The organism is Streptomyces sp. BE303, assembly GCF_036290945.1.
Classification (GTDB): domain Bacteria; phylum Actinomycetota; class Actinomycetes; order Streptomycetales; family Streptomycetaceae; genus Kitasatospora.
This window is the reverse complement of sequence record NZ_JAQYWZ010000418.1, coordinates 1-23,757: the sequence shown is the minus strand read 5'-3', so window position 1 is coordinate 23,757 and position 23,757 is coordinate 1. Positions and strand designations below refer to the sequence as shown.

Annotated in this window: 17 protein-coding genes and 1 pseudogene; 6 read left to right on the top strand and 12 right to left on the bottom strand. The window is 72.6% G+C overall.

Annotation, left to right across the window (positions count from 1 at the left end):
• The 6 genes from PUR56_RS07485 to crtI form a co-directional block, all read right to left on the bottom strand.
• The coding region (locus PUR56_RS07485) for an FAD-dependent oxidoreductase (protein ID WP_443034454.1) at window positions 1–1,046 on the bottom strand (1,046 nt) is incomplete at its 3' end.
• Window positions 1,043–1,762 (bottom strand): class I SAM-dependent methyltransferase, encoded by a 720-nt coding sequence (locus PUR56_RS07480; protein ID WP_329948331.1) that lies wholly within the window; start codon window positions 1,760–1,762, stop codon window positions 1,043–1,045. The genes PUR56_RS07480 and PUR56_RS07485, both read right to left, overlap by 4 nt.
• A complete protein-coding gene (locus tag PUR56_RS07475; protein WP_329948330.1) occupies window positions 1,759–2,970 on the bottom strand; it encodes a lycopene cyclase family protein in 1,212 nt (403 codons plus the stop codon). The genes PUR56_RS07480 and PUR56_RS07475 overlap by 4 nt, the downstream gene beginning before the upstream one ends.
• Window positions 2,967–3,986, bottom strand: a complete 1,020-nt coding sequence (locus PUR56_RS07470; protein ID WP_329948329.1) for a DUF5914 domain-containing protein — start codon at window positions 3,984–3,986, stop codon at window positions 2,967–2,969. The genes PUR56_RS07475 and PUR56_RS07470 overlap by 4 nt, the downstream gene beginning before the upstream one ends.
• A 101-nt stretch (window positions 3,987–4,087) precedes the next feature.
• The gene (locus PUR56_RS07465; RefSeq protein WP_329948328.1) at window positions 4,088–5,047 is read right to left on the bottom strand and encodes a phytoene/squalene synthase family protein; all 960 of its coding nucleotides are present in this window, start codon (window positions 5,045–5,047) and stop codon (window positions 4,088–4,090) included.
• The gene (crtI, locus tag PUR56_RS07460; protein WP_329948327.1) at window positions 5,044–6,576 is read right to left on the bottom strand and encodes a phytoene desaturase family protein; all 1,533 of its coding nucleotides are present in this window, start codon (window positions 6,574–6,576) and stop codon (window positions 5,044–5,046) included. The genes PUR56_RS07465 and crtI overlap by 4 nt, the downstream gene beginning before the upstream one ends.
• An 859-nt stretch (window positions 6,577–7,435) precedes the next feature.
• Between crtI and PUR56_RS07455 the strand changes: the two genes are divergently transcribed.
• The gene (locus PUR56_RS07455; protein ID WP_329878706.1) at window positions 7,436–7,816 is read left to right on the top strand and encodes a hypothetical protein; all 381 of its coding nucleotides are present in this window, start codon (window positions 7,436–7,438) and stop codon (window positions 7,814–7,816) included.
• Window positions 7,817–8,207: 391 nt separating this feature from the next.
• Window positions 8,208–9,018, top strand: a pseudogene (locus tag PUR56_RS07450) (helix-turn-helix domain-containing protein); the annotation flags it as partial.
• 1,075 nt (window positions 9,019–10,093) lie between these two features.
• On the opposite strand, the gene PUR56_RS07445 reads toward PUR56_RS07450, so the two are convergent.
• Entirely contained in the window at window positions 10,094–10,609 is a 516-nt protein-coding gene (locus tag PUR56_RS07445; RefSeq protein WP_329878708.1) for a cupin domain-containing protein, read from the bottom strand.
• 141 nt (window positions 10,610–10,750) lie between these two features.
• Here PUR56_RS07445 and PUR56_RS07440 point away from each other — a divergent pair, with 141 nt between their 5' ends.
• Genes PUR56_RS07440 through PUR56_RS07430 form a run of 3 tightly spaced genes read left to right on the top strand, consistent with a single transcriptional unit; the run spans window position 10,751 to window position 12,846 of the window.
• Complete coding sequence (locus PUR56_RS07440) at window positions 10,751–10,981, top strand: hypothetical protein (RefSeq protein ID WP_329878710.1); 231 nt, start codon at window positions 10,751–10,753, stop codon at window positions 10,979–10,981.
• 21 nt (window positions 10,982–11,002) lie between these two features.
• The gene (locus PUR56_RS07435; protein WP_329878712.1) at window positions 11,003–11,599 is read left to right on the top strand and encodes a hypothetical protein; all 597 of its coding nucleotides are present in this window, start codon (window positions 11,003–11,005) and stop codon (window positions 11,597–11,599) included.
• The gene (locus tag PUR56_RS07430; RefSeq protein WP_329948326.1) at window positions 11,596–12,846 is read left to right on the top strand and encodes a PrsW family intramembrane metalloprotease; all 1,251 of its coding nucleotides are present in this window, start codon (window positions 11,596–11,598) and stop codon (window positions 12,844–12,846) included. The genes PUR56_RS07435 and PUR56_RS07430 overlap by 4 nt, the downstream gene beginning before the upstream one ends.
• Window positions 12,847–14,120: 1,274 nt before the next feature.
• On the opposite strand, the gene PUR56_RS07425 is transcribed toward PUR56_RS07430, so the two are convergent.
• The 5 genes from PUR56_RS07425 to PUR56_RS07405 form a co-directional block, all read right to left on the bottom strand.
• The gene (locus PUR56_RS07425) at window positions 14,121–15,185 is read right to left on the bottom strand and encodes a 2-aminoethylphosphonate ABC transporter substrate-binding protein (RefSeq protein WP_329878716.1); all 1,065 of its coding nucleotides are present in this window, start codon (window positions 15,183–15,185) and stop codon (window positions 14,121–14,123) included.
• Window positions 15,186–15,290: 105 nt separating this feature from the next.
• Window positions 15,291–16,088, bottom strand: a complete 798-nt coding sequence (locus tag PUR56_RS07420; RefSeq protein ID WP_329878718.1) for an ABC transporter permease — start codon at window positions 16,086–16,088, stop codon at window positions 15,291–15,293.
• Complete coding sequence (locus PUR56_RS07415; RefSeq protein ID WP_329878720.1) at window positions 16,075–16,968, bottom strand: 2-aminoethylphosphonate ABC transporter permease subunit; 894 nt, start codon at window positions 16,966–16,968, stop codon at window positions 16,075–16,077. Before PUR56_RS07415 ends, PUR56_RS07420 begins: the two co-directional genes overlap by 14 nt.
• Entirely contained in the window at window positions 16,961–18,073 is a 1,113-nt protein-coding gene (locus tag PUR56_RS07410; RefSeq protein ID WP_329948332.1) for an ABC transporter ATP-binding protein, read from the bottom strand. The genes PUR56_RS07415 and PUR56_RS07410 overlap by 8 nt, the downstream gene beginning before the upstream one ends.
• A 514-nt stretch (window positions 18,074–18,587) precedes the next feature.
• Window positions 18,588–19,709, bottom strand: coding sequence for a TIGR03364 family FAD-dependent oxidoreductase (locus tag PUR56_RS07405; RefSeq protein WP_329878722.1), 1,122 nt, complete (start codon window positions 19,707–19,709; stop codon window positions 18,588–18,590).
• Window positions 19,710–20,727: 1,018 nt separating this feature from the next.
• Here PUR56_RS07405 and PUR56_RS07400 point away from each other — a divergent pair.
• Complete coding sequence (locus PUR56_RS07400) at window positions 20,728–22,731, top strand: family 20 glycosylhydrolase (RefSeq protein ID WP_329948325.1); 2,004 nt, start codon at window positions 20,728–20,730, stop codon at window positions 22,729–22,731.
• The last annotated feature ends 1,026 nt before the right edge of the window (window positions 22,732–23,757 follow it).

Below are 23,757 nucleotides of genomic sequence, written 5' to 3'. Positions count from 1 at the left end.
GCCCGGTCGGGGCGGGCAGGCCGGTCGATCCAGTGGCGGCTGACGAGGAAGGGCGGAGCCTGGCGCACGGCGGCGGCGCAGGCCCGCAGCTCGTGGTCGTCGAGCAGGGGGGACCGCTCCACCAGGGTCCGCAGGCCCGCGGGGTCGGTGGCGAGGACGACGGCGTCGAAGGCCTCGGCGCCGTCGTCGAGGTCGAGGTCGAAGCCGCCGTCGGGACGCGGCGCGACGGCGCGAACGGCGGTGGCGGTGTGCACCTGGACGGACAGTGCGGCCAGCCGGTCGGCGAGCGGGTTCCACAGGGCTTGCGGGAAGGGTTCGTTGACGACGTCGAACAGGAGGCCCTCGGAGGAGCCGAGAAAGTAGATGTGGAACATGAGGGCGAGTTCGGCGGCCGAGAGTGTCTCGGGGGCGCTGAAGAAGCTGCGTGAGAAGACCTCGAAGGCGAGGTGGCGAGCTTTGGGCGGGAAGTTGACGGCCGCGAGGAACTCGGCGGCGCTGGAGGTGTCGAGCGCGTGGTAGACGTCGGGGACGCGGACGTCGAACAGCGGGCGGGCGCGGCGGGCGTCGATGCGCGCCAGGTCGGTCAGCCGGAAGGTGGGGCTTCGCAGGGCGAAGAGGAGGGCGTTCCACGGCGGTGTGCGCGGGAGCCCGGCGAAGCGGTCGGTCCCCCCGGTGCTGCTGTGCAGCGGGTAGTCGGGTAGGGCGGTGAGGAAGCCGAGAGCGGGGTCGATCCGGCGCAGGAGGGCGCGGAGGTTGTAGTACTGACGGAAGAAGGCGTGGAACCCGCGGTTTATCGTGACGGTGGTGCCGTCGGCGAGGGTGGTGTCCCAGCCTGCGAGTCTGCCGCCGAGGTGCGGGCCGCGTTCGTAGAGGTTGACGGCGATGCCGCGCTCGGCGAGTGCGACGGCGGCTGTCAGGCCCGCGATGCCGCCTCCGACGACGGCGGCGCGCGGCGGCGGGGATCCCGCGCGGGTCGCGCCGTGGTGGGCGGGCCACAGGACGGCGCGGGTGTCGCGGGCGCCGGGCGGCAGGGATCTGCGGGTCACGGGTGCTCCGGTGGCCGGACGGCGGTCAGGGTGTGGACGACGCCGGCCTGCCACCCGGTGGCCGGGTGGACCCGGACGTCGGTGAATCCCGCGCGCTCGATCCGGGCCGCCAGTGCGTGCGCGGTGTCGAATCCGAGCACGCTGCGGCGCAGGTGGCGGTAGAGCGTCGGTCCGCCCGCCCCGACCGTGCCGAGGGGGATGACGATGCCCCAGCACAGGGCGTTCCAGAGGGCCCGGTCGATGGTGCGTCCGCGCAGGGTGTAGTCGTGGACGACGAGGGGGCCGCCGGGGCGCAGGACCTGGCGGATGCGGTCCAGCACGTGGTCGGGGTCGGCGGTGTTGCGCAGGAGGTAGGCGGCGAGGACGGCGTCGTAGGGGCCCTGCACCGGTGGCCGCCCGAGGTCCTCGGCCCGGGCCTCGACGAATTCGACCCGCGGGGGCCAGGGTTTCGCGCGGGCGTGCTCCAGCATGCCGGCGGACGCGTCCGCGGCGGTGACGACGGCGCCTGGGTCTGCTGTGGTGACGGCCAGGGTGGAAGCGCCGGTGCCGCAGCCGAGGTCCAGGATGCGTCGGGGGGTTGCGCCGGCCGGTCCCAGGAGTGCTGCGGCCGAGGCGAGTTGGCGGTGGTAGCCGGGGCTGAGGGCGGTGAGGCGGTCGTAGTTCCCGCAGGCGCGGTTGAAGGCGTCGTTCAGCGCGGGGCCGTGCAGGACGGTCATCGGTGCTCCGGGGCGTGGGCGGCGGGCCCTCGGCGGGCGCGGTGGAGCGCGATGTCCAGGCAGGAGCGCAGCATCGGTGCGAGCGGGCTGTGCAGGCCGATGGCGAGTTCCTGGCGGGCGGTCGAGGCGCCGTCGAGGAAGCGCAGCACGGTCTCGGCGGGGTTGGCGCGGAAGAGTGTGGTGAAGAAGTCGGGGCCGATGCGGCCCTGGTCGAGGGCGCGGAGGAGCACGGCGTCCAGGGCCAGGTGGCGGCGCGGGTGGGGGCGCGGTGGTACGGGTGGCTTTCCGTCGAGCAGGTACCGTGCCGCGGCGTCTGCCTGGCGCCGGCTGGCGGCGAAGCTGTATCCGGTCGAGGGCCGGGTGGCGCCGCCGCTGGTGCCGATCCTGATGTGGTGGGGGCTTTCGCGGCGGGGGTAGGTGGCGTCCGTCATCGGGACGACGCCGTGTTCGACGGCGTCGATCCGGTAGCCGGTGGTGCCGATCCGGTCGCGCAGGTAGCCGCGCAGGGCCGGGTCGTAGGCGGGCTCGGGCCAGGTGCGCCGACTGAAGACGGTGTACTCGACCAGGGCGCGGCACTCGTCCAGCGGCAGGATGTAGCCGAAGGCGAGCCCTGCGGCCGGCTGGGGGACGCGGAAGTCCATCAGCAGGGGGACGTACGGGTCGAAGGCGGGCCGGTCGGTGGTGACGAACCAGCCCCGGAAGTGCTGGAGCAGGGCGGTCCGCGCATTCGGCCGCGGTGGTCTGGGCCGTGAGTCGAGGACCCAGCGGGCGCGCAGGGTGCGGGTGGCGGCGCCGGTGTCGACGGGGACGAGAATGCGGGCGGGCGTGTCGAAGACCTCCCCGGCGACCCCGGTGACGTGCCGGAAGTTGGGGCAGCGGTCCAGGCGCCGGTGGACGGCTCGGCGGAAGGTCTCGGAGTCGAGCATCTTGTAGCGCTGGCGTCCCAGGGCGTGCCGGGTGAGTGTGCCGTCGGTGGAGCAGAGGGCTGCGCTGTCCCAACTGGCGGTCAGCAGGCCGTCGTAGGGGCCGCCCGCCGGTTCCCAGAAGCACCAGGTGCGCGGGGCCGGGCGACGGCTGTCCCCGTCGGAGGGTTCGACGAGTGCGACGGTGGGTGCGGCCGGGCCTGCGGTGGCGAGCCGGTGGGCGAAGGTGAGGCCGGCCGCTCCGGCACCGATGACGACGATGTCGACGTTGTCCGGCCCGCTCACCGGGGGTCCGTCCGGGTGCGCAGCAGGTGGCGTCGTTCGGCGTAGGCGATGTCGTCGCGCCACAGACGGGCCGCGGTGCGGCGGACGGCCGGGCGGACGAGGGGGGCGAGGGCGCGGGCGAGGGCGAATCCGCGTCGGCCGGAGGCGGCCACGACGGCTTCGGTGACGATGCTGCGGGCCGGTCGGTCCGGGCCGCGCAGGGGAGTGGCGTGCGTCTCCACGACGCTGCCGGTTCCTTCGCCGCTGATGATCTCCATGACGACGGTGCGCGGTCCCGGGGCGGTGAATGCGGCGGTGACGGGGACGGCGAGGCGCCGGCCCAGACGGAATTCCACCTCGACGAGGAAGCGGTCCGTGTCGGCGGGGGTGTCGCGGGGCAGGTCGGCGGGCGGGCTCTCGCTGACCCGCAGGGCGCCGAACGCGTAGGGGTGGAACCAGGCGCCGTGCCAGGGGTCGAGTCGGTTGGCGAGGATGTCGCGGGGTTCGCACCTGCCGGCGACGCAGGTGACGGCGGTGAGCGCCGTCCGCGGGTCGGGGCGGCGGGTGCGTGGCGGAAGGGGTGTGGGGTCCTCCCCGCCGATGCCGTCCAGGCGCACCCACAGGAGCGCGCCGTCGTCGTGGCAGGGATGGGTGCGCCAGGCCGGTGTGCCGGCCGGTCCGAGCCGCATCCCGTGCCAGTGGCAGACGAGGTCGGCGCCGTCCACGGGGCCGCCGCACAGGGGTGCTCCGAGGTGGGGGCAGGCGCCGGGCCCGGCGTGGACGTCACCGCCGGTTGCGCGCCATACGACGAGTTCGCGGCCGGCCACGTACCGGGCCGCCGACCGGCCCGGCCGAAGGGTGCTGCTCGCCCCGAGGACGTACCAGTTGCCGGTGGGGCGGGCGCTCGCGCGGACGACGGCCGCCTGGATGACCGCAGGGCGGGCCTGCTCCCAGGTGGGACTCTGGTCGAGCCAGCGTTCGCGTCGGCGCCTGCGCACGGGGAGGAGGCCGGTCGGGGGCGGGCGGTGCTCGGTCACGGGGTCGTCTTTCCTCCGGGGGAGTGGTGCGGTGTTCGGTGCCGTGCCGGGGCTCGGGCCGCGGCCGCGTACCAGGGGGCCGTTCCCGCGGTCCCCGCCCATCAGCGGCCCCCGCGCCGTGCGGCCGCTGCGCCGAACCGTGCGACCGCGGCCCCGGCCGCACCGCGGGCCGCCACGGCCGCGCGGCGGCCGCGCGACACGCAGACCCGCCGATGGAGGACCACCTCGACCCCGTGGCGTTCGACCTCGTCGAGGATCCGGCGGTAGAGCACCAGGGCCGCCGCCACACACGGGCGGGAGGCGGGGGCCAGTATCGGCACGCCCAGGGAGGCGTACCGGTAGAGGCCCCGGGTGTGCGCGATGCGCTCGCGCAGGGCGGCGGCCACCCGTGTGCTGCCGCGCCCGGTCCGTCGGCACCACATCAGCAGGTCGCGGTCGACCCCGTGCGACGCCAGTTGGTCGGCGGGCAGGTAGATCCGGCCGCGGTCGAGGTCCTCGCCGACGTCGCGGATGAAGTTGGTGATCTGGAAGGCCGTCCCCAGCCCGGCGGCGTGCGGCGCCGCCCGCTCCTGGGGGCCGACCGTGCGGAGGACCGGCAGGCACTGCAGGCCGATCACGGCCGCCGATCCGTGGACGTACGTCATCAGTTCCTGGAAGGTCGGGTACTCCTCGACGTGGAGGTCCATCCGCATGGAGGCGAGGAAGTCCGTGAAGTGCCGCCGCCCGATGCCGTAGCGGCGGGCCGTGTCGACCACGGCGTCGACCACGGGGTGCCCCCCTCGGCCGTCCTGCCACGCCGTGCCGAATCGGCGCTCCAGTTCGTCGAGCGCGGCGGCGCGCGCCGTGAGGCCCCCGGGGACTCCCGGATCGTCGACGATGTCGTCGGCCCAGCGGGCGAACCCGTACAGGGCGTGCACGGCGGGCCGCTGCGCGGGTGACAGCAGCCGGGTCGCCAGGAAGTAGGTCCTGCCGTGACGGGCGTTCAACCGTCGGCACTCCTCGTAGGCCAGCCGCAGGTCCCGGTCCGACACCCCCGCCCTGTCCAGTTCCCGGGCGCTCACCGGCCGCCGCCCGTCGCCGCGGCGCGCGCGGACAGGCCGGCGCGCCCGCGCGGAACACCCGTGACCCGGGCGGCGGCCAGCTTCCCGGACAGCAGCACCGTCGGTACCCCCACGCCCGGTGTGGTCCCGCAGCCGGCCAGCACCACGTTCTCCTCCCCCGCGACGAGGTTGCGCGGCCGGAACGGCCCGGTCTGACGGAGGGTGTGCGCGGCTGAGAAGGGCGTCCCGGCGGCGAGGCCCGACCGCTGCCAGTCCGCAGGCGTCACCAGCCGTTCGTACTCGATGGCGTCCCCGAAGCCGTCCATGCCACGCCTCTCCAGCTCCGCGACCACCTGGTCCCGGTAGCGCGGTGCGATCCGGTGCCAGTCCATCGGGCCCTGCTCCAGGTTCGGGCAGGGCGCCAGCACGTAGTGCAGGTGGCGCCCGGGCGGAGCCAGCGACGGATCCGTCACCGTCGGGTTGGTGATCAGCAGCGAGGGGTCGCTCATCAGCCGTCCCGTCCGGGTCAGTTCCGTGAACGTCGAGCGCCAGGCCCGGCCGAACGACAGGGTGTGGTGCGCCGACTGCTCCCACCGCCGGTCGGTCCCCGCGTGCAGCACGAACGCCGACGGTGCCCACCGCAGACGGGCCACCCGCCGCGGCGCCCGGCCCAGCAGCCGGTAGGCAGCGGGCAGGTCGACCGTGAGCACCAGCGCGTCGCAGGCGATCCGCTCGCCCGTGACCGTCCTGACCGCCGTCACCCGCCCCGACGGGCCGCGCTCCAGCAGGCCGACCCCGTCCCCGTAGCGCAGCCGCGCGCCGGCCGCCGCCGCGGTGTGCGCCATGGCCTGCGCGACGCTGTGCATGCCGCCGCGCGGGAAGTGGACCCCCGCCACCGTGTCCATGTACGCGATGACGGCATACGCCGCGAGAGCCCGGCCCGGTGCCACCCCCGCGTACAGCGACTGGAAGGAGAACACCCGCTGCAGCCGCTCGTCGTGCAGGAACGACGCGACCTTCGGCCCGAGCCGGCCGAAGCCGCCCAGTGCCGCCAGGCGCGCCAGGTCCGCGCCGAGCAGGTCCAGCGGGGAGTCGAAGTTGGCGTCGATGAAGCTGCGCATCTGCACCCGGTAGAGGTCCTCCATCCACCGGCGCAGCCGGCGGTACCCCAGGACCTCCCGCTCGCCGGCGAACCTCCGTACCTGCTCCTCCATCAACTCCGGTTCGCTGTGGACGTCGAGGGTGGAGCCGTCCGCGAACGCCGCCCGGTAGGCGGGACTGAGCGGCACCAGCTCGATCCGCTCCGCCAACGACCCGCCCGCCGCCGACAACGCCTCGTCCAGGATCTCGGGCATGGTCAGCACCGTGGGGCCGGTGTCGATGCGGTAGCCGCCCGCGTCGAGCCGCCCGGCCCTCCCGCCCGGCCCGCCGTCGCGTTCGACGACGGTCACCCGCCGCCCGGCGCCGAGCAGGTGCAGCGCCGCGGACAGTCCCGACAGTCCCGCGCCCACGACGACGACATGGTCGGTGCGGCCCGTCACGGTGCCCATCGCGCCCCTCCCTCCGTTCGGGAACCGACGCCGACCAGTGGGCGCCTGCGCCGCGCCGCCGCGTCGATCAGGTCGTCGTGGACGACGGCGCACGCCTGGACCGGTTCCGTCGACGTCGCCGGCCGGACCATCACTCCCCTGTCGGGGCCTCTGCCGGTCGCACCGACGGCCCGCCCCCCGGACCGGACCAGCCGGGCCCGGGTCCGCCTGCCGCCGCGCGGCGCGAACCCCCCGACGTGGTCGGAGCAGGCCCGGCCGGACCCGGATCCGCGGGCGGTGTTCGGAGAGCGCCCGCAGCCCGGCGCAGCCGTGAGGACGACCCGCAGTCCCGCCCCGAACCCGACCGCACTGCTGTCGGGCCGGTCGTAGGCGCCAGCTGGTCCGCCCGTCTGTCGCACCCGGCCGCTCTCCGTCCTCGTCGTGGGCGAGGCCGGACGTCTGAACGCGGCCCTCGACTGCCAGTGTCCGGAGCTTCGCGGCCACGCCCCGGCGCCACACGCATCGCGTGCACCGGTCCACCCGTCCGGCCCCGGCCGGAGGCGCGGACCGCTCCGTGCATCCGGCCGGCCCGCCGAGCCGCCCGACCCTCACAGCCGCGGCGTGCGGCAACGGCCGCGCTCCGCCGCGAACGGGGGGTGTCGAGCGGCACATCGGACGGCGCCGCAGCCGAGGTGAGGCGGCAGACCTCCGTCGATACGGACGTTCAGGCGCCGGCCGTGTGATTCCGGCGCCCCAGGCTGGGCACCCGCCGAGCATGGACGGATCCACGCAGCCGTTGCACGACGCCCGACCCCGCCGCCCCGGGGTGCGCGGCCCGAGCAGGGCGCGCGCCGCCGAACCCGACGGTGGAGCGCCCTCGGTGAGCAGCGCCACGGTGGAGGCGCTGGGGGTCCTCTCGAAGGCGCTGGAATGCACCGAGCAGGCCCGCGGCCACCTGTACGCGGTCCACCAGATGACCGGCGCCGCCGACCGGATGCTCACCGACGGGGTGCGCATGCTGCGCGAGGCCGGGCACAGCGCCCACGCCGACCTGGTGGAACGCGAGCTCGTCGGCCGCGACGTCCTACCGGGCATGTGGACCTTCCAGGTCGTCGAAGCCTACGACCGGACCTACTACGACGTGTTCACCGCCGTCGAGGAAGAGGTCCGCCACGACCTCGCCGCCGGCCGCCGCCATCTCGCCGAGGCCCGGATGCGGCAGGACCGCCACACCCTGCGCCACGAGAACGGCGAGTCCTAGCCACACCCGGCCCGCAGCGGCGCGGCACCCGCCATGAGGGTCCGGCTCCCCCCGGGCGGGGCGATGGCAGCGACCTCGTTCGGCGTCCGGCACCCGCAGACCTTCGAGGCCGCCGTCCCGACCGACGGCCACGTCCAACGCTGCCGCATCGGTGACCGTGCGGACGGCGCCGACGACGCTGCGGCCGGCGCCAGGGCGGCGGCGGAGGGCACGACCCTGGCCGTTGCTGACGCCGGTGCTCGGCATGGTCCTCGCCGTGTGGGTCACGCCTGCTCGTCCTTGTACAGGACGAGGTGCTCGTGGAAGAGCACACCGTCGGGGGCCAGGGCGGGGCGTGCCCGGGTGCGGCGCACCCAGGCACGCGGGGAGGGGAGCGGCTTAGCCTGCTGGGGTGACCAGCAACGATGTCGGGGACTTCCTGCGCGCCCACCGCGCCCGCCTGCGGCCCGACGACGTCGGGCTCGCCTCCTACGGCGCGCGCCGGGTGGAGGGGCTGCGGCGGGAGGAGGTCGCCGTCTCGGCCGGGATGAACAGCGACTACTACGCCCGTCTCGAACAGAGCCGCGAGCGCAGCCCCTCCTCCCAGATCCTGGAGTCCATCAGCGGCGCGCTACGGATGGACGACCAGGCGCGGGAGCACATGTTCCGGCTGGCCGGCACCACGCCGGACGGTGAACGCCCTCAGCCACGGGGGGCGGTGAGCCCCGCGCTGCGGCAGCTGCTGGACGGGCACCCGGGCGCCCCGGCGTTCGTCCTGAACCCGGCCGGCGGCTTCCTGGCCTCCAACGCGCTCGCCGACGCCCTGTTCTCACCGTTCGGGCGCGTGGACAACATGGCCCGCATGACGTTCCTCGACCCGGCAGCCCGGAGTTTCTTCACAGTGGGGGCGGGCGGCCGAGGCGGTCGTGGCCGCGCTGCGCCACGCCACCGGCCTGGACCCGCACTACCGGCGCCTGCACGATCTCGTCGCAGCCTTGGCCGCGGAGAGCGAGGAGTTCGCCGCCCTGTGGGCCTCGCACACCGTGTACGGCAAGACCCGGGACGGCAAGGAGCTGTTGCACCCTGCCGTCGGCCCCCTCGACCTCACGTACCAGACCTTCGACGTCCGCGGCGCCCCGGGCCAGCAGCTGGTGATGTACCACGCCGAACCCGGCAGCCCCAGCGCCCACGCACTGGCCCTGCTGGGCAGCCTCCACGCGACCCCGGTGTCGGGGTCCATGGTGACGATGGTCGCGCCGGTGAACAGGATGCGCCGCTTCAGGTCGGCGGATCGGCGCTGGAGCTGTTCGAGAACGGCAGGGCTGTTGGTACCGGAGGCGGTCAAGGGGAAGTCCTGTTCGTCATGCCGGGGCGACGGGCCCAGCAGGGTGAGCGAAACCCCAGCTTCGGACCGGCCGACTGCGGCAACGAGGCCGCCGTCTGCCCAGGTGCAGCACACCCGGCCTCACCTCACCCCTGCGCCCCGCGACGTGCGGAAGCCACCTGACCGCCCTCGTGCTCAGGAACCGGAAGCCGGTCAGCCGGGCCCGCCTGCTCAGCAACGCCGTCGCCAACTCCGTTACCTGGACCGACGACCAGGCCACCGCGGGACAGGGGCGGACACACAGCCGGGCCACACCCCATCCCTCGGGGAGCGCGGCCCAGCCGCGTGCTTGCCGCAGCGTCCCGAAGATCAGGGCAGGACGCCGGTCGGCTGCGGGGGTCCAGAGGCTGTCGCCGCCCCGCACGAGCGACGATAGGCGCGCGTATCGCGGGGGCGCACGGGCCGTCCGGGGTCCGGGCGGTAACCTCGCGCCGCGTGGCGGCCCCATGACCAGCGGATTCGCCCACCCCGCCGTCCGGGCCGCGCGCGGCGGGAGCGGCAGGGACCGGGAACCAGGCAGGGACCGCCCGTGGTGCTGTCGATCCGACCCGGGCGGCCGGACGTGGCCCGGCCCACACAGTGCTCATTGCCCAGTTCAGCCGGGCACGGACCGGGCGGACCAGGAGGCGCCCCGGTCAGGCCGGCCTCCCGCACGGTGCGCACATTCGAGAGGAACCGCCGGACGGACAGGATGAGCGAACGAACACGCCGGATCGTCGCGACGCCGGGCGTCCTCGGCGGCGTCGCCTGCGCCGCCGCCGCAGCGGTCGCCGGCCTGTTCGTCCTGCTCACCGCGGTGCAGTTCGACTCCTGCGACGGTCCCGCGATCATGCCGGAGGAGTGGTTCCGCGAGCCGGCCGGTCGGACAGCCGAAGCCGGTGCCGGCCGTGTTCGCCGGAATCGCGGAGACCAGGTCACCGGGGAGGAGGGCCGGTTCGGTCCGGTCGGCAGTAGCGGTGGACGAGTTCGGCATGGCCCGGGAAGCGGGTCACGAGGTCGTGGGCCCGGCCGAGGGTCATGTCGGCGTAGTCGAACCCGGGCACGACGGCCTCGCTGATCAGGGCGTGGTCCCCGGCGGTGAGGTGGGAGGCCTTCCACACACCTCCCGGCACGGCGAGGGTGAGGAGGTGCCCCCGGCCGGGGTCCTGGCCGAGGACGGCGGTGGTGTGGCGGCCGTCCGGATGGAGCAGGTGGTAGGTGACCGGTTCGCCGTGATGGTGGAAGTGCAGGATGTCGGACTTGTTCAGGTGCCAGTGTCCGACCGGCGACCAGTGGGTGAGCAGGTAGTGGATGGAGGTCACCGTGTAGCGGTCGCCGCCGGGTGCCGGGACCTGGGGGCGGTGGTCCGCCTGGAAGGTCCGCCGGAAGTACCCGCCCTCCACGTGGGCTTCCAGGCCGAGGGCGTCGATCCAATGGTGTGCCGTGAACACCGGCTCCTCCTGCGGTCGTCCTGTGCGGCTTAGGCATGCCCGAAATCCGATCGATCACACGTTCGGGAAGTGGCAGACCGGTAGTCAACTCACGCTTCGCCTGTGGGATCAACGGTCAGGCGGCCAGGCGGCGCGGCCGGCGTGGAAATCGTGGACCTCCTCGATGACGCGGTCGGCCTGGTGGTCGGGGCCTCCGAGGTTCTTGCGGGTGGCAACGGCGGGGAGGGCGTGTATGTCGGCCGTCAGCCCGTCCATGTGGACGATCACGCTTCACGTACGCCCGGCGGAATCCACACCTGCGGGCGCGAGGTCGAGGCATTAGGGCTTTTTTGGTCGTTTCGAGTATTCTTTTCAGTCTTTGCGATCATTTGAGGTTTCCTAGGAGGAATTTTCATGGCCATCGGTCAACCGCCGGTTCCGGCGGTGTTGCCGGCGATACCCCGGCGGGAGCGGTACAGGACGCTGGGCGGTTCCTTCCTGGTGCTGGCCCTCGTGTTCGCCTATGTGGGGTTCTGGACGATCTGGGACGAGCACACCTCCGGCAAGGAGGAGGTGCGGCCCGGCACGGTGATCACCGTCTCCGACCACGTCTCCTTCGTTCCGGCGGGCGGCTGGTCGCTGGAGCGCGCCGAGACCACCCCGGGGCAGCGTGCGGTGGTGACCGGCAAGTCCAGTGCGTTCGTCGTCTCGACGGCGGAGTGGATGGGCACCCTGGAGGAGCAGACCGCCAGGGAGAAGAAGATCCTCCGAGCCGACGGAAAGGTCCACCTGTACGGCAACGACCAGTCCTTCCACACCGGCAACGGCCTGACCGGTGTGAAGTTCTCCTACTTCACCTCCGGCATCGAGGGCACCATGTGGATCGCCTACGACCCCGGAGCGAAGACCGTGGTCACCCTCAACGGGCAGAGCGCATCCGGCACGCTGCCCGCCGCGGCGGGCGAGTTCCAGCAGATGGTCGACAGCGTCACGACAGGGGACCGGGCATGAGCACACTGCACCAGCCGTTCACCCCGCACCGCCGACTGAGCGCCGCGGCCCTGGTCGACGAACGCGCCCCACTCGGCGTGGACGGGTTCTTCCAGCCCCGCCGCGCCGCCTTCTGGCTCTACGTGTTCTTCCTCGCCAACGGCGTCTTCTCGATGGTGTCCAACTTCACCCTCGGATTCCGCATCGTGCCGGCGGCCGTGGTGTTCGCCACCCTGCTCTGGACGCTGTACGCGGTCCCGTTCCTGCTCTTCTTCCGCTCGCTCGACCTCTTCGAGCAGCACCCTCCGCTCGGCTTCGCCATGGCCTTCGGCTGGGGCGGCTTCGCGGCCTGCTACCTGGCACTCCCGGTCAACTCCGCCGTCCAGTCGCTGTCCGCCAAGCTCTTCGGCCCGCAGTTCACCGCCGAGTGGGGCCCCGCGCTGGCCGGGCCGATCAACGAGGAACTCCTCAAGCTGCTCGGCGTCGTCGTACTGATCATGATCGCCCGGACCCAGTTCCGCACGATCCTGTCCGTCGTGGCCGTCGGCGCGATGATCGGCCTGGGCTTCCAGATCGTGGAGGACCTCCTCTACTCGGTCAACACCGCGATCCAGTTCCCCTACGCCAACCAGATCGCCCCGGTCGGGCTGATGTTCCTGGTACGCGGCGTGATCACCGGCATCTGGAGCCACGCCCTCTACACCTCGGTCGCCGCCTTCGGCATCGGATACTTCGTCACCCGCCGCCACGAACCCCTGGTCCGGCGCACCGCCGTCGCCGTCGGCGCGTTCGCCCTGGCCTGGTCCATGCACTTCTTCTGGAATTCCCCCTGGCTGCAGGACATCGGAGGCGGTGGCGTGGGCGGCATCGTCGTCCTCTCGCTGGTCAAGGGCCTGCCGATCCTCGCCGTCGGCTACCTGCTGTGGAAGCTTGCCGGACGCGAGGAGGGCACCCAGATCCGCACTGTCGCCGACCACTACCTCGACGACGACCTCATGACCCCCGAGGAACGCGACGCCCTCGGGTCCCTGCACGCACGCCGCCACCTGCGCAGGCACATGAAGAAGATCCACGGCCGCAAGGCCGCCCGCACCCTCCACCGGCTCCAGCGCGCCCAGCTTCACCTGATCCGCGTCTGCGAGGAGAACGGCACCGGCCTCCCCGCCGCCCGCGCCGCCCAGGACGTCACCTCCCTGCGCGCCGACCTCGCCGCCACCACCCACACGCCCGCCACGACCGGGGCAGCCGCGGCCCCGAACGCCGGGTAGTCCCCCGGCGCCGGCCTCCCTCAAGGACATGGTCAGGACACGGCGATCACGCCCCTCCCGGCAGGCCCGTTCCGGTGTTCGTGAGAAGTCCGATCAGGCCTCACGCCCCCGGCGGCAGCGGACACACGCGGTGCCCGGACCGCCGCCACCACCGACCCGGAACACCGCTGCCGCCGGTCGCCCCGCCATGGCGCCGGGGCGCGGGCGCCGGTCCGTCTCCGTCCGGACCGGAGACTACCTTCCTCTCGAACACCGACAAATCTATGTTGGCCAGAGTAGACATTGCCAGGGGACGTGGCTAGTGTTTCTCTCGTAGACAGCAGTCAGCGGGACCCTCCAGGCACGAACTGGCGGGAAGCAGTACGGAAGTTCACAGGTCGGAACGGTTGCGGGGCCCTGAAGCCAAGGACAGCGGAGTACGGCGACAGGACCGGTGACCGGGCCGGGTGGCCCGCAGTGATCAGGGGCCATCACCCAGCGGTACCGCAGGAGAAGCATGCGCAGGACGAGCAGGTGAAATCGAGTCGCAGTCACCCGTGGTTGCGGGACGCAGTACCCCAGTAAAGGCGCCGGGCTGCGGGCGCGCGTGCTGGGTGGTCCGGGCAGTGGGGTTCCAAGCCAAGCGGTACGAGCAGGGCAGGCGAGGGGCCGGCTGCCGGAGAAGGTGGGCCGGTACGGCCGCCGGAGCAGGACCGACGCAGTTCGCAGATTGTCCGGTGAAGTAGAGGAAGAGACGGAGGGCGCACACGCCATCAGGATCGCCCGACCCGTGAGATGAGTTTTCTCGTCCGGGCGGACACCGCAGACCCCTCAACGTACGAAGGACGGTGGTTTCCGGTCACGCATACGCGATCCCCGCAGTGCTCCTCCCCCGAGGAGCCGCGGACACAAGGACCGGCCCAGGGCCGGTAGATGGTCAGCTGTTTCCCCTTCGGGGCCCCGGAGCGCAAGTCGGCACCGGGGCCCCTCCCGCGCCCCCGACCCCCAGGACCCACACCCTCCCCACGCCCCTCCCCGTCCGGTGTGTGAACAACCACCAGGCCATCGTGTACTTCTGCGACACCACCACCGAGACCGGCCCGGCACGGCTCTCCGTAGTTCTCTACTGAGCCGCCGGAACGCACTGATGGTGGGCCGCACGGCCGGCGGCCCACCATCGTTCGAGAAGGTGGACAGCTCCCGGCTCACCGGGGTGCGAGTCACGATCGAGGCCGCCGCGAGTGCCGTGACGTTCGGGCCCGCCTTCGATCACTCCTCCCTTGCCCGGGTGGTCGTCAGCTCCCGGTGGCCCGGCTCCAGGCGTCCGTGTAGCTCTTGAGGTTGGTGTCGATGTCCTTCCAGTCGGGCGTGAAGATGTCGACGTCCTTCAGCAGTGCGGCGAGCCTGGCCGCGTCGTCCCCGGTCGCCGGAACGTCGCTGCGGGCCGGGAAGCCGCCGGCGACCGCACTCACCTGCTTCTGCACCGACTCGGTCAGCAGGAAGTCGAGCAGCATCCGGCCGGCGGCGGGGTGCGGGGCCGACTTCACCAGGCCGCCCGCGTAGGGCAGGGCGAAGGTCGAGGGCTTGCCGTCGGGACCTGCCAGGAAGAAGACGCCCTGGTTCGGCATCGACTTCGTGTCGGCGTAGTTCATCTGTACGTCGCCGTTGGCGACCAGCAGCTCCCCCTTGTCGACCTTGGCCGCCAGCGCGCCGGTCGACTTGGAGGGCCCCACGTTGTTCTTCTGGAGCTTCCGCAGGAAGTCGGCGGCCTCCCGGATGCCTCCGAAGTCGTGCATGGCCTTGATCAGCACGGCGGTTCCGTCACCTGCCACGCCGGGTGTCGAGTACTGGAGCTTGCCGTGGAACCTGGCGTCCAGCAGGTCGTTCCAGCTCTTGGGGGGCTCGGGCAGTTGCCTGGTGTTGTGGATGAAGCAGAGGTAGTTGTTGACCACCGTGGTCCAGGCGCCGTCGGCGTCCTTGTCGGCCGCGGGGACTTGGTCGGCCCCTGGCGGCCGGTAGGGGGTGATCAGGCCCTTGCCGACGGCCTGCTGGATGAACGGCGGCACCGTGACGATCACGTCCGCCTGGGTGTTGGACCTCTCCCGGAGCAGTCGCTGGACGATCTCGCCCGAGCCGCCCTCGACGTAGGTGACCCTGACGCCGGTCTTCGCGGTGAAGTCCTTGAACACCTTGTCGTAGAAGCCGCTGCCGTCGCCGGACTTGAGGCCGTCGGCACTGTAGACAGTGACCTCCGTGGAGCCCTGGCCGGCGGACGGGCCGCCGCCCGCGCACGCGGCCGACGATCCGGTGAGGGCCAGCACCACCGTGGCCGAGAGGACCGTTCTACGGAGTTCCTTCATGGCTTGTGACTCCTTGGGGTACGCGGCCGCACGGGGCCGTGGCGAGTCGGAGCAGGGAAGAGCAGCAGGGTGGAACAAGGGAGGGGCAGCGGGGTGGACAGGGCGTCAGCGGTACGGGGCCTTGGTCCGGAGCCGGGAGGAGCCGATCAGCACCACCAGCGTGCTGACCAGGAGGACCACGGCGAGGGCGGCGCCCGTGAAGACCGCGCCCCGGTCGGTGGCGGCGAAGATCCGTACCGGCAGTGGGAGCCAGCCCGGTGGGTACAGCATCATCGTGACGCTGAGCTCGCCCATCGAGAGGGCGAAGCACAGGCCGAACGCGGCGTTCAGCGAGGGCAGCAGGAGCGGGACGGTGATCCGCCGCAGCACGCGGGCGGGCCGGGCCCCGAGCCCGGCGGCGGCCTGTTCGAGGGCCGGGTCCAGCCGCGACGCGGCAGCCGCGACGGACTGGTAGGCGAAGGCGGTGACCCGGACGGCGTGGGCCACGATGACGATGGTGCTGGTGCCGTTGAGCAGCACCGGCGGGCGGCTGAACGCGACCAGGAGGCCGAGGCCCACCACCACCGAGGGCACCGCTACCGGCAGCATGAACAGGCCGTCCGTCACCCGGCGCAGGCGCGGCCCCGCGTTCCGGGCCGCCAGTGCCGCCCAGCCGCCGACCGCCAGCGCCACCACGCTGGCGATCCCGGCGGTGGCGAGGCTGGTGAACAGCGCGTCCCGGGATTCCCCGTGCGCCGCGTCCGCGTAGTGGGCCGTGGTGAAGGCGGACGGCAGGACCCCGCTCCACCCCTGGGCGAAGGAGGCGGTCAGGACCGTGAGGAAGGGCAGGGCGAACAGCGGCACGGCCAGGAGGAGGAAAGCTCCGCAGACCAGGGCGCGGCCGAGTCGGCTAGGCACCAGCACGGCTGCCTCCCCTCTCCCGCCGGCCCCGTACGCAGAGCCGGTAGACGCCGTAGAGCGCCACCGACAGCAGGACGTTGACCATCGCGATGACACAGGCCGCCGGGTAGTCGGACTGCAGGATGGCCCGGCTGTAGACGAGCGTCGGCAGCGTCGAGACGCCCTTGGCCCCGGTGAACAGGACGATCCCGAACTCGTTGAGACACATCACCAGGGCCAGGCTCCCGCCCGCCGCGAGCGAGGGCAGGGCCTCGGGCAGGATCACCTGGCGCACGATCCGCCACGGGCGGGCACCCAGCGAGGAGGCGGTCTCGATCTGGGCGGCATCCACCTGGGAGAACGCCGCGAGCAGCGGGCGCATCACGAAGGGCGTGAAGTAGGTGACCTCGGCGAGCAGGACACCCCACGGGGTCGCGAGGAAGGCTATCGGGGTGCCCTGAGCACCCGTCAGGCCCGTCAGGAGGCCGTTGGCCATGCCTGCGGAGCCGTAGATGAACACCAGCGCCAGCGCGATCAGGAACGACGGGAACGCGAGGAAGGTGTCGATGAAGCGGCCGAAGGCGCGGGCCCCGGGAAACGGTACGAAGGCGATCACCAGGGCCAGGAAGAACCCGAGTGCGAGGCAGCCCGCCGTCGCGCCCGAGGCGATCCAGACCGTGTTCCACAGCGCGGCGCGAAAGGCGGCCGAGGCCAGGACCTCCCGCCAGGGTTCCACGGAGTGGCCGCCGCCGTCCGGTGCGAAGGACTGCAGGGCGACGAGCGCCAGCGGGTAGAGGAAGGCGAATCCCAGTGCGGCCAGAGGTGGGAGGAGCCACACCCCGGGGCGGAGGGTCCTGACGCGACCCGCGCGGGCGGGTGTCCCGCCGAGCACCGCGCTAGCCATCGGCGCCGCCCCGGGCGGGGGTGGAGGGACGGCCGGCGCCGTCCGGCGGCGTACCCAGCAGGATCGCGTCCTCGACGTCGAAGCCGAGCACGACGGACTCGCCGGGGCCGACCGGGACCTGTGGTCCGGCGAGGTCGGCGACGACCCGGCGACCGGCCGGGAGGTCGACCAGCAGCCGGTGAGTAGCCCCGCGCCACTGCACGTCGGCAACGACTCCGTGCAGCAGGTTGGCGGCGTCGGACGCGCGGACGATCCGCAGCAGGTGCGGGCGGAGGCACAGGGTGGCCGCCCGCCCGGCCGGCAGCGGGATCGTCGCGGTGGCGCGCAGCGGCGTGCCGTCCAGGCGGACCGGTGTGCCCTGCGGGCCGCCACCCGCCTCCACGATCACCGGCAGCAGGTTGGCGCCGCCGACGAACGAGGCGGTGAAGGTGTCGCGGGGGCGGCGGTAGAGCTGCTGCGGCGTGCCGCAGTCCACCAGTCGGGCGTCCTTCATGACCGCGATACGGTCCGCCAGGGTCAGCGCCTCGATCTGGTCGTGCGTCACGTACAGCATGCTGACGTCGGGCAGTTCGCGGTGCAGGCGTGCGAGTTCGGTCAGCATGTCGGAGCGGAGCCTGGCGTCGAGCGCGGACAGCGGTTCGTCCAGCAGGAGCACGTCCGGGCGGATCGCGAGCGCCCGGGCGATGGCCACCCGCTGCTGCTGGCCACCGGACAGCTCGCGCGGGTAGCGCGCGGCGTAGGAGGCCATACCGGTCAGTTCCAGTGCCTCGGACACCCGGCCCGGGATCTCCCGGCGGGCGACCTTGCGCGCCTTCAGGCCGAAGGCGACGTTCTGGTCGACCCGCATGTGGGGGAAGAGCGCGTAGTGCTGCACCACCATGCCGATGCCGCGCTCGTACGGCGGCAGACCCGTGACGTCGCGTCCGCCGAGGTACACCCGGCCCCCGACGGGTGCGGTGAAACCGGCGACGGTCCGCAGCGCGGTGGTCTTGCCGGAGCCGCTCGGGCCGAGCAGCGCCACCACCTCGCCGGGGCCGACGGAGAGGGTGAAGCCGTCCAGGACCACGGTGCCGTGGTAGGCCACCGTGACGTCCTGGAAGTCGATGCCGGACCGGCGGTGCGGCCTGGGGTCGGAAGGGGGTGCGGCGGATCGGTCCGCTGTCCGCGAGGGTGTTCGAGCGGCCACGGTGCTGGGTTCCTCTCGGGTCGTGGGCGGGTCGTGGGCGGGTCGTGGGCGGGTCGTGGGCGGGGTGGGCAGGCCGGGTGCTCGGGCGCGCAGGACGCCGGGCAGGACGGCGATCGAGGGCCGCGCGGGGAGGGCGCCGCTCCTCGGGCTCGCGGTGCGCCCCGGCGCAGGCGGGGATCTCACTCCCGCCCGTGGTGGCACGCACGCCGTCCAGCACGGCGACGCGCTCGGCGCTGCCGTCGGCGACGCGCCGGGAGGTCTGGCTCGGCCGGGCCGCCCTCGGCGGCAGTGGTGCCGGCCGTGTCCGGGACGACCGGACGCACGGGCCGGGGTCAGTGGGTCATGACAGCTCCGCCCGACCGCGGGTCCGCCTTTCCGGCGCGACGGGCGGGAGCGAGGGGCGGGACCGGTGAGCGGGACGGTCCGGCCGGCGTCAGAGACCGAGCAGGTCGGCGGTGGTCTCGGCGATGGCCGGTGAGCAGGTCATGCCCCGGCCGCCGGGGCCGGTGACCAGCCAGACGCCGTCGCGCACCTGCTGGCGGTGGACGACCCGGGTGGCGTCCGCGCACTGCGCGTACACGCCGGCCCAGCGGCGCCGGATCGGGGGCAGTGCGCGGCCCAGGACGGATTCGACGAGGCCGGCGAGGTAGGCGTAGGAGTCCTCGACGACGTCGAAGCCGAACGGCTGGTCGTAGGCGTGCGTGTCACCGATGGTCAGCCCGCCGTCGCGGCGCTGGACCATCAGCAGTTGCATCCGGTGCCGGGCGGCGGTCGGGTCCTGGGGCTGCCCGAGGTTGAGGGCGTCCAGCGCCGGGCCGACGAAGCCCGGGTAGTAGCGGAAGCTGTCCCCGTCCGCGACCGAGGTGGTGAGCTGCTCCCCCAGCGGGTCCGTCTGCATCATCTGCAGCCTGACCCGGCGGACCGGCAGGTCGGGGACGAGTTCGCGCACCAGGCCGCCGAGGTGGGCTCCGGTGCACAGGACGACCGCGTCGCCGTAGTGCACCTCGCCGTGGTCGTCGCGCACCGCGTGCGCGCCGACGACCGCGCGCACCTCCCGTCCGGGCAGGAAGCTGTACCGGCCACTGGCCCGTAGGGCCGCGCGAAGCGCGAGCTGGGCGGTGCGCGGCTCGACCGCGCCGTCCCGCGCGCAGTGCAGGGCCGCGAGGAACTCCCCGCGCAGAGCCGGGTTCAGGGCCCGCGCCTCGGCGGGATCCAACAGGGTGAAACCGCGGGCCGCGGCCCCGGCACCCCATGCCGCGTCCTCGGCGACCGCCAGCTCCGCCTCGGTCCGCACCAGGGTGAGTGAACCGTTCGCCCGGAAGCCCAGTTCCGGGACGCTTGCGCCGATCTCCCCCCAGATCTGCCTCGCCCGCTGGGCGACCGCCAGCTCCTCGCCCTCGGCCCTGCCGCTGACCCAGACCAGGCCGAAGTTGCGTACCGAGGCGCCCCTGGCCTCGGCCTCGCGCTCGATGTGGACCACCCGATGACCGCGCTTGATCGCGTGCCAGGCGTGCATGGTTCCCAGAACGCCTGCGCCGATGACTATGACTCGCATAGCCGGAACGGTGTCCCGGACGCGTTACACGCTCAGTTCGGTTCTGTGAACGGAAGGTGACATCAGATAACGGGACCAGACCGGTTATCGTTTCGTTAACACTGGCCCCAATGGACACTCAGAGCGGCCGTGCCGCCGAACCGTGGTCGCGGTCGGGCGGCACAGCCGCTCAGGACGTGGTCAGGGGCAGATCGGTGGCGTGGCGCTCGCATACGCGGTGCAGACGGTGCAGGCACCGTCGCCGGAGGCGAGGGGCACGCCGATCGCGCCCTGGCCGTCCACGGGAACCCGTCGAGGTCGAAGGTCCGGGCACCAGTGACCGTCCGGGAGATCTGCGCGAGGGTCACCGCCGACCGTGGGATGGAAGTACCACTCCTGCCCGGCCTTCGCGCGGCAACTGGAGGCGAGCAGATGGGCGACATCAGCTGATCCGGTCGCGGACGCGGGGCACCCGAGGCCGGCCTGCGGCGCCGAAGGCCACACCGAAGCAACGCCAACGCCACGCCAACGCCACGCCGTCGTCGTCGCCCTCTGGCCGGAATCATCTGGATTTGGTCCAGTCCACCGGGCGGACCGCGCCCGCGCGGCAGACCGTTCGGCCGGGCCCCCGGGGCAGCGCTGTTCGACGAGCGTCGGCGACGGAGCACGCCCGCCGGTGTTGACCTATGTCGCCTCCGAGGTGCACGGCAGGACGCCAACCCGGGATCTCGGCACCGGAGGTTCCATCGAACGTCAACGATTGTGCGCAGTCATGCACAATCCAGCCGAGTTCCAATCAACTCTTGACCCTTTTACCGGCTGTGCGTTGCACTGGTGTCAGCTCACCTCTACCCCTCTGCCCCTCTGCACCTGCGCCGGGGCTGTCGGGGTCCGTGTCGGCGCCCCGTCCGCCTGACAGACCGGCGTCGGTGAGATCGCCCGGGACCGGGCCTTCAGCACGGCCGCCCGCTCCGGCTCGCCCGACGCCTCCGCTCCCTCATACCCCCGGGTATCCCCGCCTGTCCTTCTGGAGCTCCCCATGAGACTGCTCAGGCTGTTGACCGTGGCCGTCTGTACCGCGGCGGCCCTCGTCCTACCCGGTTCGGCGTTCGCCGGAAACGCCGCCACCACCGCCACCACTGTCACCGCCGGCACCGCCGGCACCACCGCAGCCGCGCCGCCGCAGACCGTACCCGCACTGCGCCAGTGGACGGCCGACGCCGGCTCGTACACCTTCGGCACCGGGAGTCGGATCGTCCTCGACCCCGCCCACAGCGGCGAACTCGCCGACGACGCGGCCACCTTCGCCGACGACCTCGGTCAGCTCGCGGGCCGCAGCATCCCGGTGGCCGTCGGCACCGCCGGCGCGGGAGACATCGCCCTCGCCCTCGGCGACGACTCACTGCCCGCCGGGGGCTACCGGCTGACCGTCGCCGCGTCGATCACCGTCCGGGCCGGAACCACCACCGGCGCGTTCAACGGCACCCGCACGATCCTCCAGTTGCTCCACCAGTCGGCCACCGTACCGGCCGGGACCGCGGTCGACTGGCCGACCAAGACCGAACGCGGGCTGATGATCGACCAGGGCCGGAAGTTCTTCACCGTCGACTGGGTGAAGCAGCACATCAAGGAACTGGCCTACCTCAAGCTCAACTACTTCCACTTCCACCTGTCGGACACCCACGGCTTCCGCCTGGAAAGCTCCACCCACCCGGAGATCGTCTCCGCCGACCACTACTCCAAGCAGGACATCGCCGACCTCGTCGCCCTCGGGCAGAGGTACCACATCACCATCGTCCCCGAGATCGACACCCCCGGGCACATGAACCCGATCCTCGCCGCCCACCCCGAACTCGCCCTGCGCAACAGCTCCGGCACGGCCGACCCCGCCTTCATCGACCTCTCGAAGCCCGAGGCCTACACGCTGATCAAGGACCTGATCAACGAGTACCTGCCGCTGTTCCCCGCCCCCTACTGGCACATCGGCGCCGACGAGTACGTCGACGACTACAGCCGCTACCCCCAGCTGCTGGCCTACGCCCGCGCCCACTACGGCGCGAACGCGACCGCCAAGGACACCTACTACGGCTTCGTCAACTGGTCCGACGCCCTGGTGCGGGCCGCCGGCAAGACCACCCGGATGTGGAACGACGGTATCAAGGCCGGTGACGGCACCATCGCCCCCAACCCCGACATCCTGGTCGAGTACTGGTACGACTACGGCCTCACCCCCCAGCAACTGGCCGCCGCCGGGCACCGGGTCGCCAACGAGTCCTGGACCCCGACCTACTACGTGCTCGGCGGCGCCAAGCCCAACACCAGGTGGATGTACGAAACCTGGACACCCGACCTCTTCCAGGGCGGCCGGACCCTCACCGACCCGACCAGGAACCCCGGCTCACTGATCCACGTCTGGTGCGACAACCCCAACGCCGAGACCGAGGACCAGATCGCCGCCGGCATCATGTACCCGCTCCGCGGACTCGCCCAACAGACTTGGGGATCAGCCAAGTTGACGGCCACCTACGCGTCCTTCGTCCCGATCGCCGCCGCCGTCGGCCACAACCCCGCCTGGCCCGGCACCGCCCAGCCCGGCAACCTGGCGCGCAACCGGCCGACCACCGCCTCCAGCACCGAGACCGCCGACTTCCCCGCCGCCCACGCCACCGACGGCGACAGCACCACCCGCTGGTCGAGCACCTACGGCGACCCGCAGTGGCTCCAGGTCGACCTCGGCTCGACCCACACGGTCAACCGGGTCGTGCTGCGCTGGGAAACCGCGTACGGCAAGGACTTCCACATCCAGGTGTCCGACGACGGCGCCACCTGGCGCACCATCCAGACCACCACCGCCGCGACCGGAGGCGTCCAGGACCTCACCGGCCTGACCGGCTCCGGCCGCTACCTCCGGATGTACGGCACCGCACGCGGCACCGGCTGGGGCTACTCGCTGTACGAGATCGAGGTCTACGGCGGCCCGCCCAGCGGTACCCGCGCACCCACCGCGGACGCCGCGACGACGGGCACCCCGGCATCCGGCTGAGCACACCGGCCCGGTCGTGCCGTCGGCCCGTGCTCCCCTGCCCGATGAGCGGCGGAGCACGGGCCTACGCTCCGAGTCCGGCCGCTCGATCGACACCGTCGCCAACACCGGGCGGTACCTGCGAGCCGGACGATCCGCCTCGCCGGAGTGCGCCGGCGCCACCTCTCCATCACCCCGTGTCCGCCGATCGAATCACCACCCCATATTCCCCCACCCCGCGCCCGGATACCGAACGGGTGCGTCTCGGTGTCACATCCCACATCCGACCCGGTGACTGCCGAAATCCCTCCCGGACGCGCCACCGAATCATCGGGCGTGCCGACGCGAAAATCTCGCCCTTGGATGTCCGAATTCGCCAGGTATTCTGCCAGGCACCTCCTCGAACCCCGTGGAGCCCGTACATGCGCGCACCCGACATCTCCCCCGCCCCGCGGCCGGCCGCCTACCTGTGCAGCCCCCCTCGACCACGCCCACCCCTCCCCCTGGGGCCACGGTCCCGGCCCCGGTTCGAGACCCTCGTGCTCGCCGTCGTCGACGGCACGCACCGGCTCCTGCTGATACCGGGGCCCTGGGTCTTCTCCGGCGGCGACGGGCGTGACAGCCTGTCGATCCGGGGCGGGGCGTCGCCGTGATGCCGCCGCGCCGGGGGCACGGAGCATCGGCCTCCACTTACCCCCGGAGGCGCACCGCTCCCCGGGCACCGGACATTCCGAACTTGCACCGGACCGATTTTGAAGAGTTCTCCGCGTCCGGCCTGCGATAAACCGTCAACTATTCCTTATAGGGCGCATAACCGGATCGGGGGTTCCTCCCGACCCGGCCCCGCCACCACCCTGGTGTTTCAGAAAGACGCAAGCCACGCTACAGACGCGCCAAGGAGCCTTTGTGACCACCGGGAATTTCACCGTCAACGGCAGGACGTACGCCAGGCCCGCAAACCCGGTCGTCGTCATCTGCATCGACGGCAGCGAGCCGGACTACCACATCGAGGCGATGGCGGCCGGTCGGATGCCCTGGCTGAGCAAG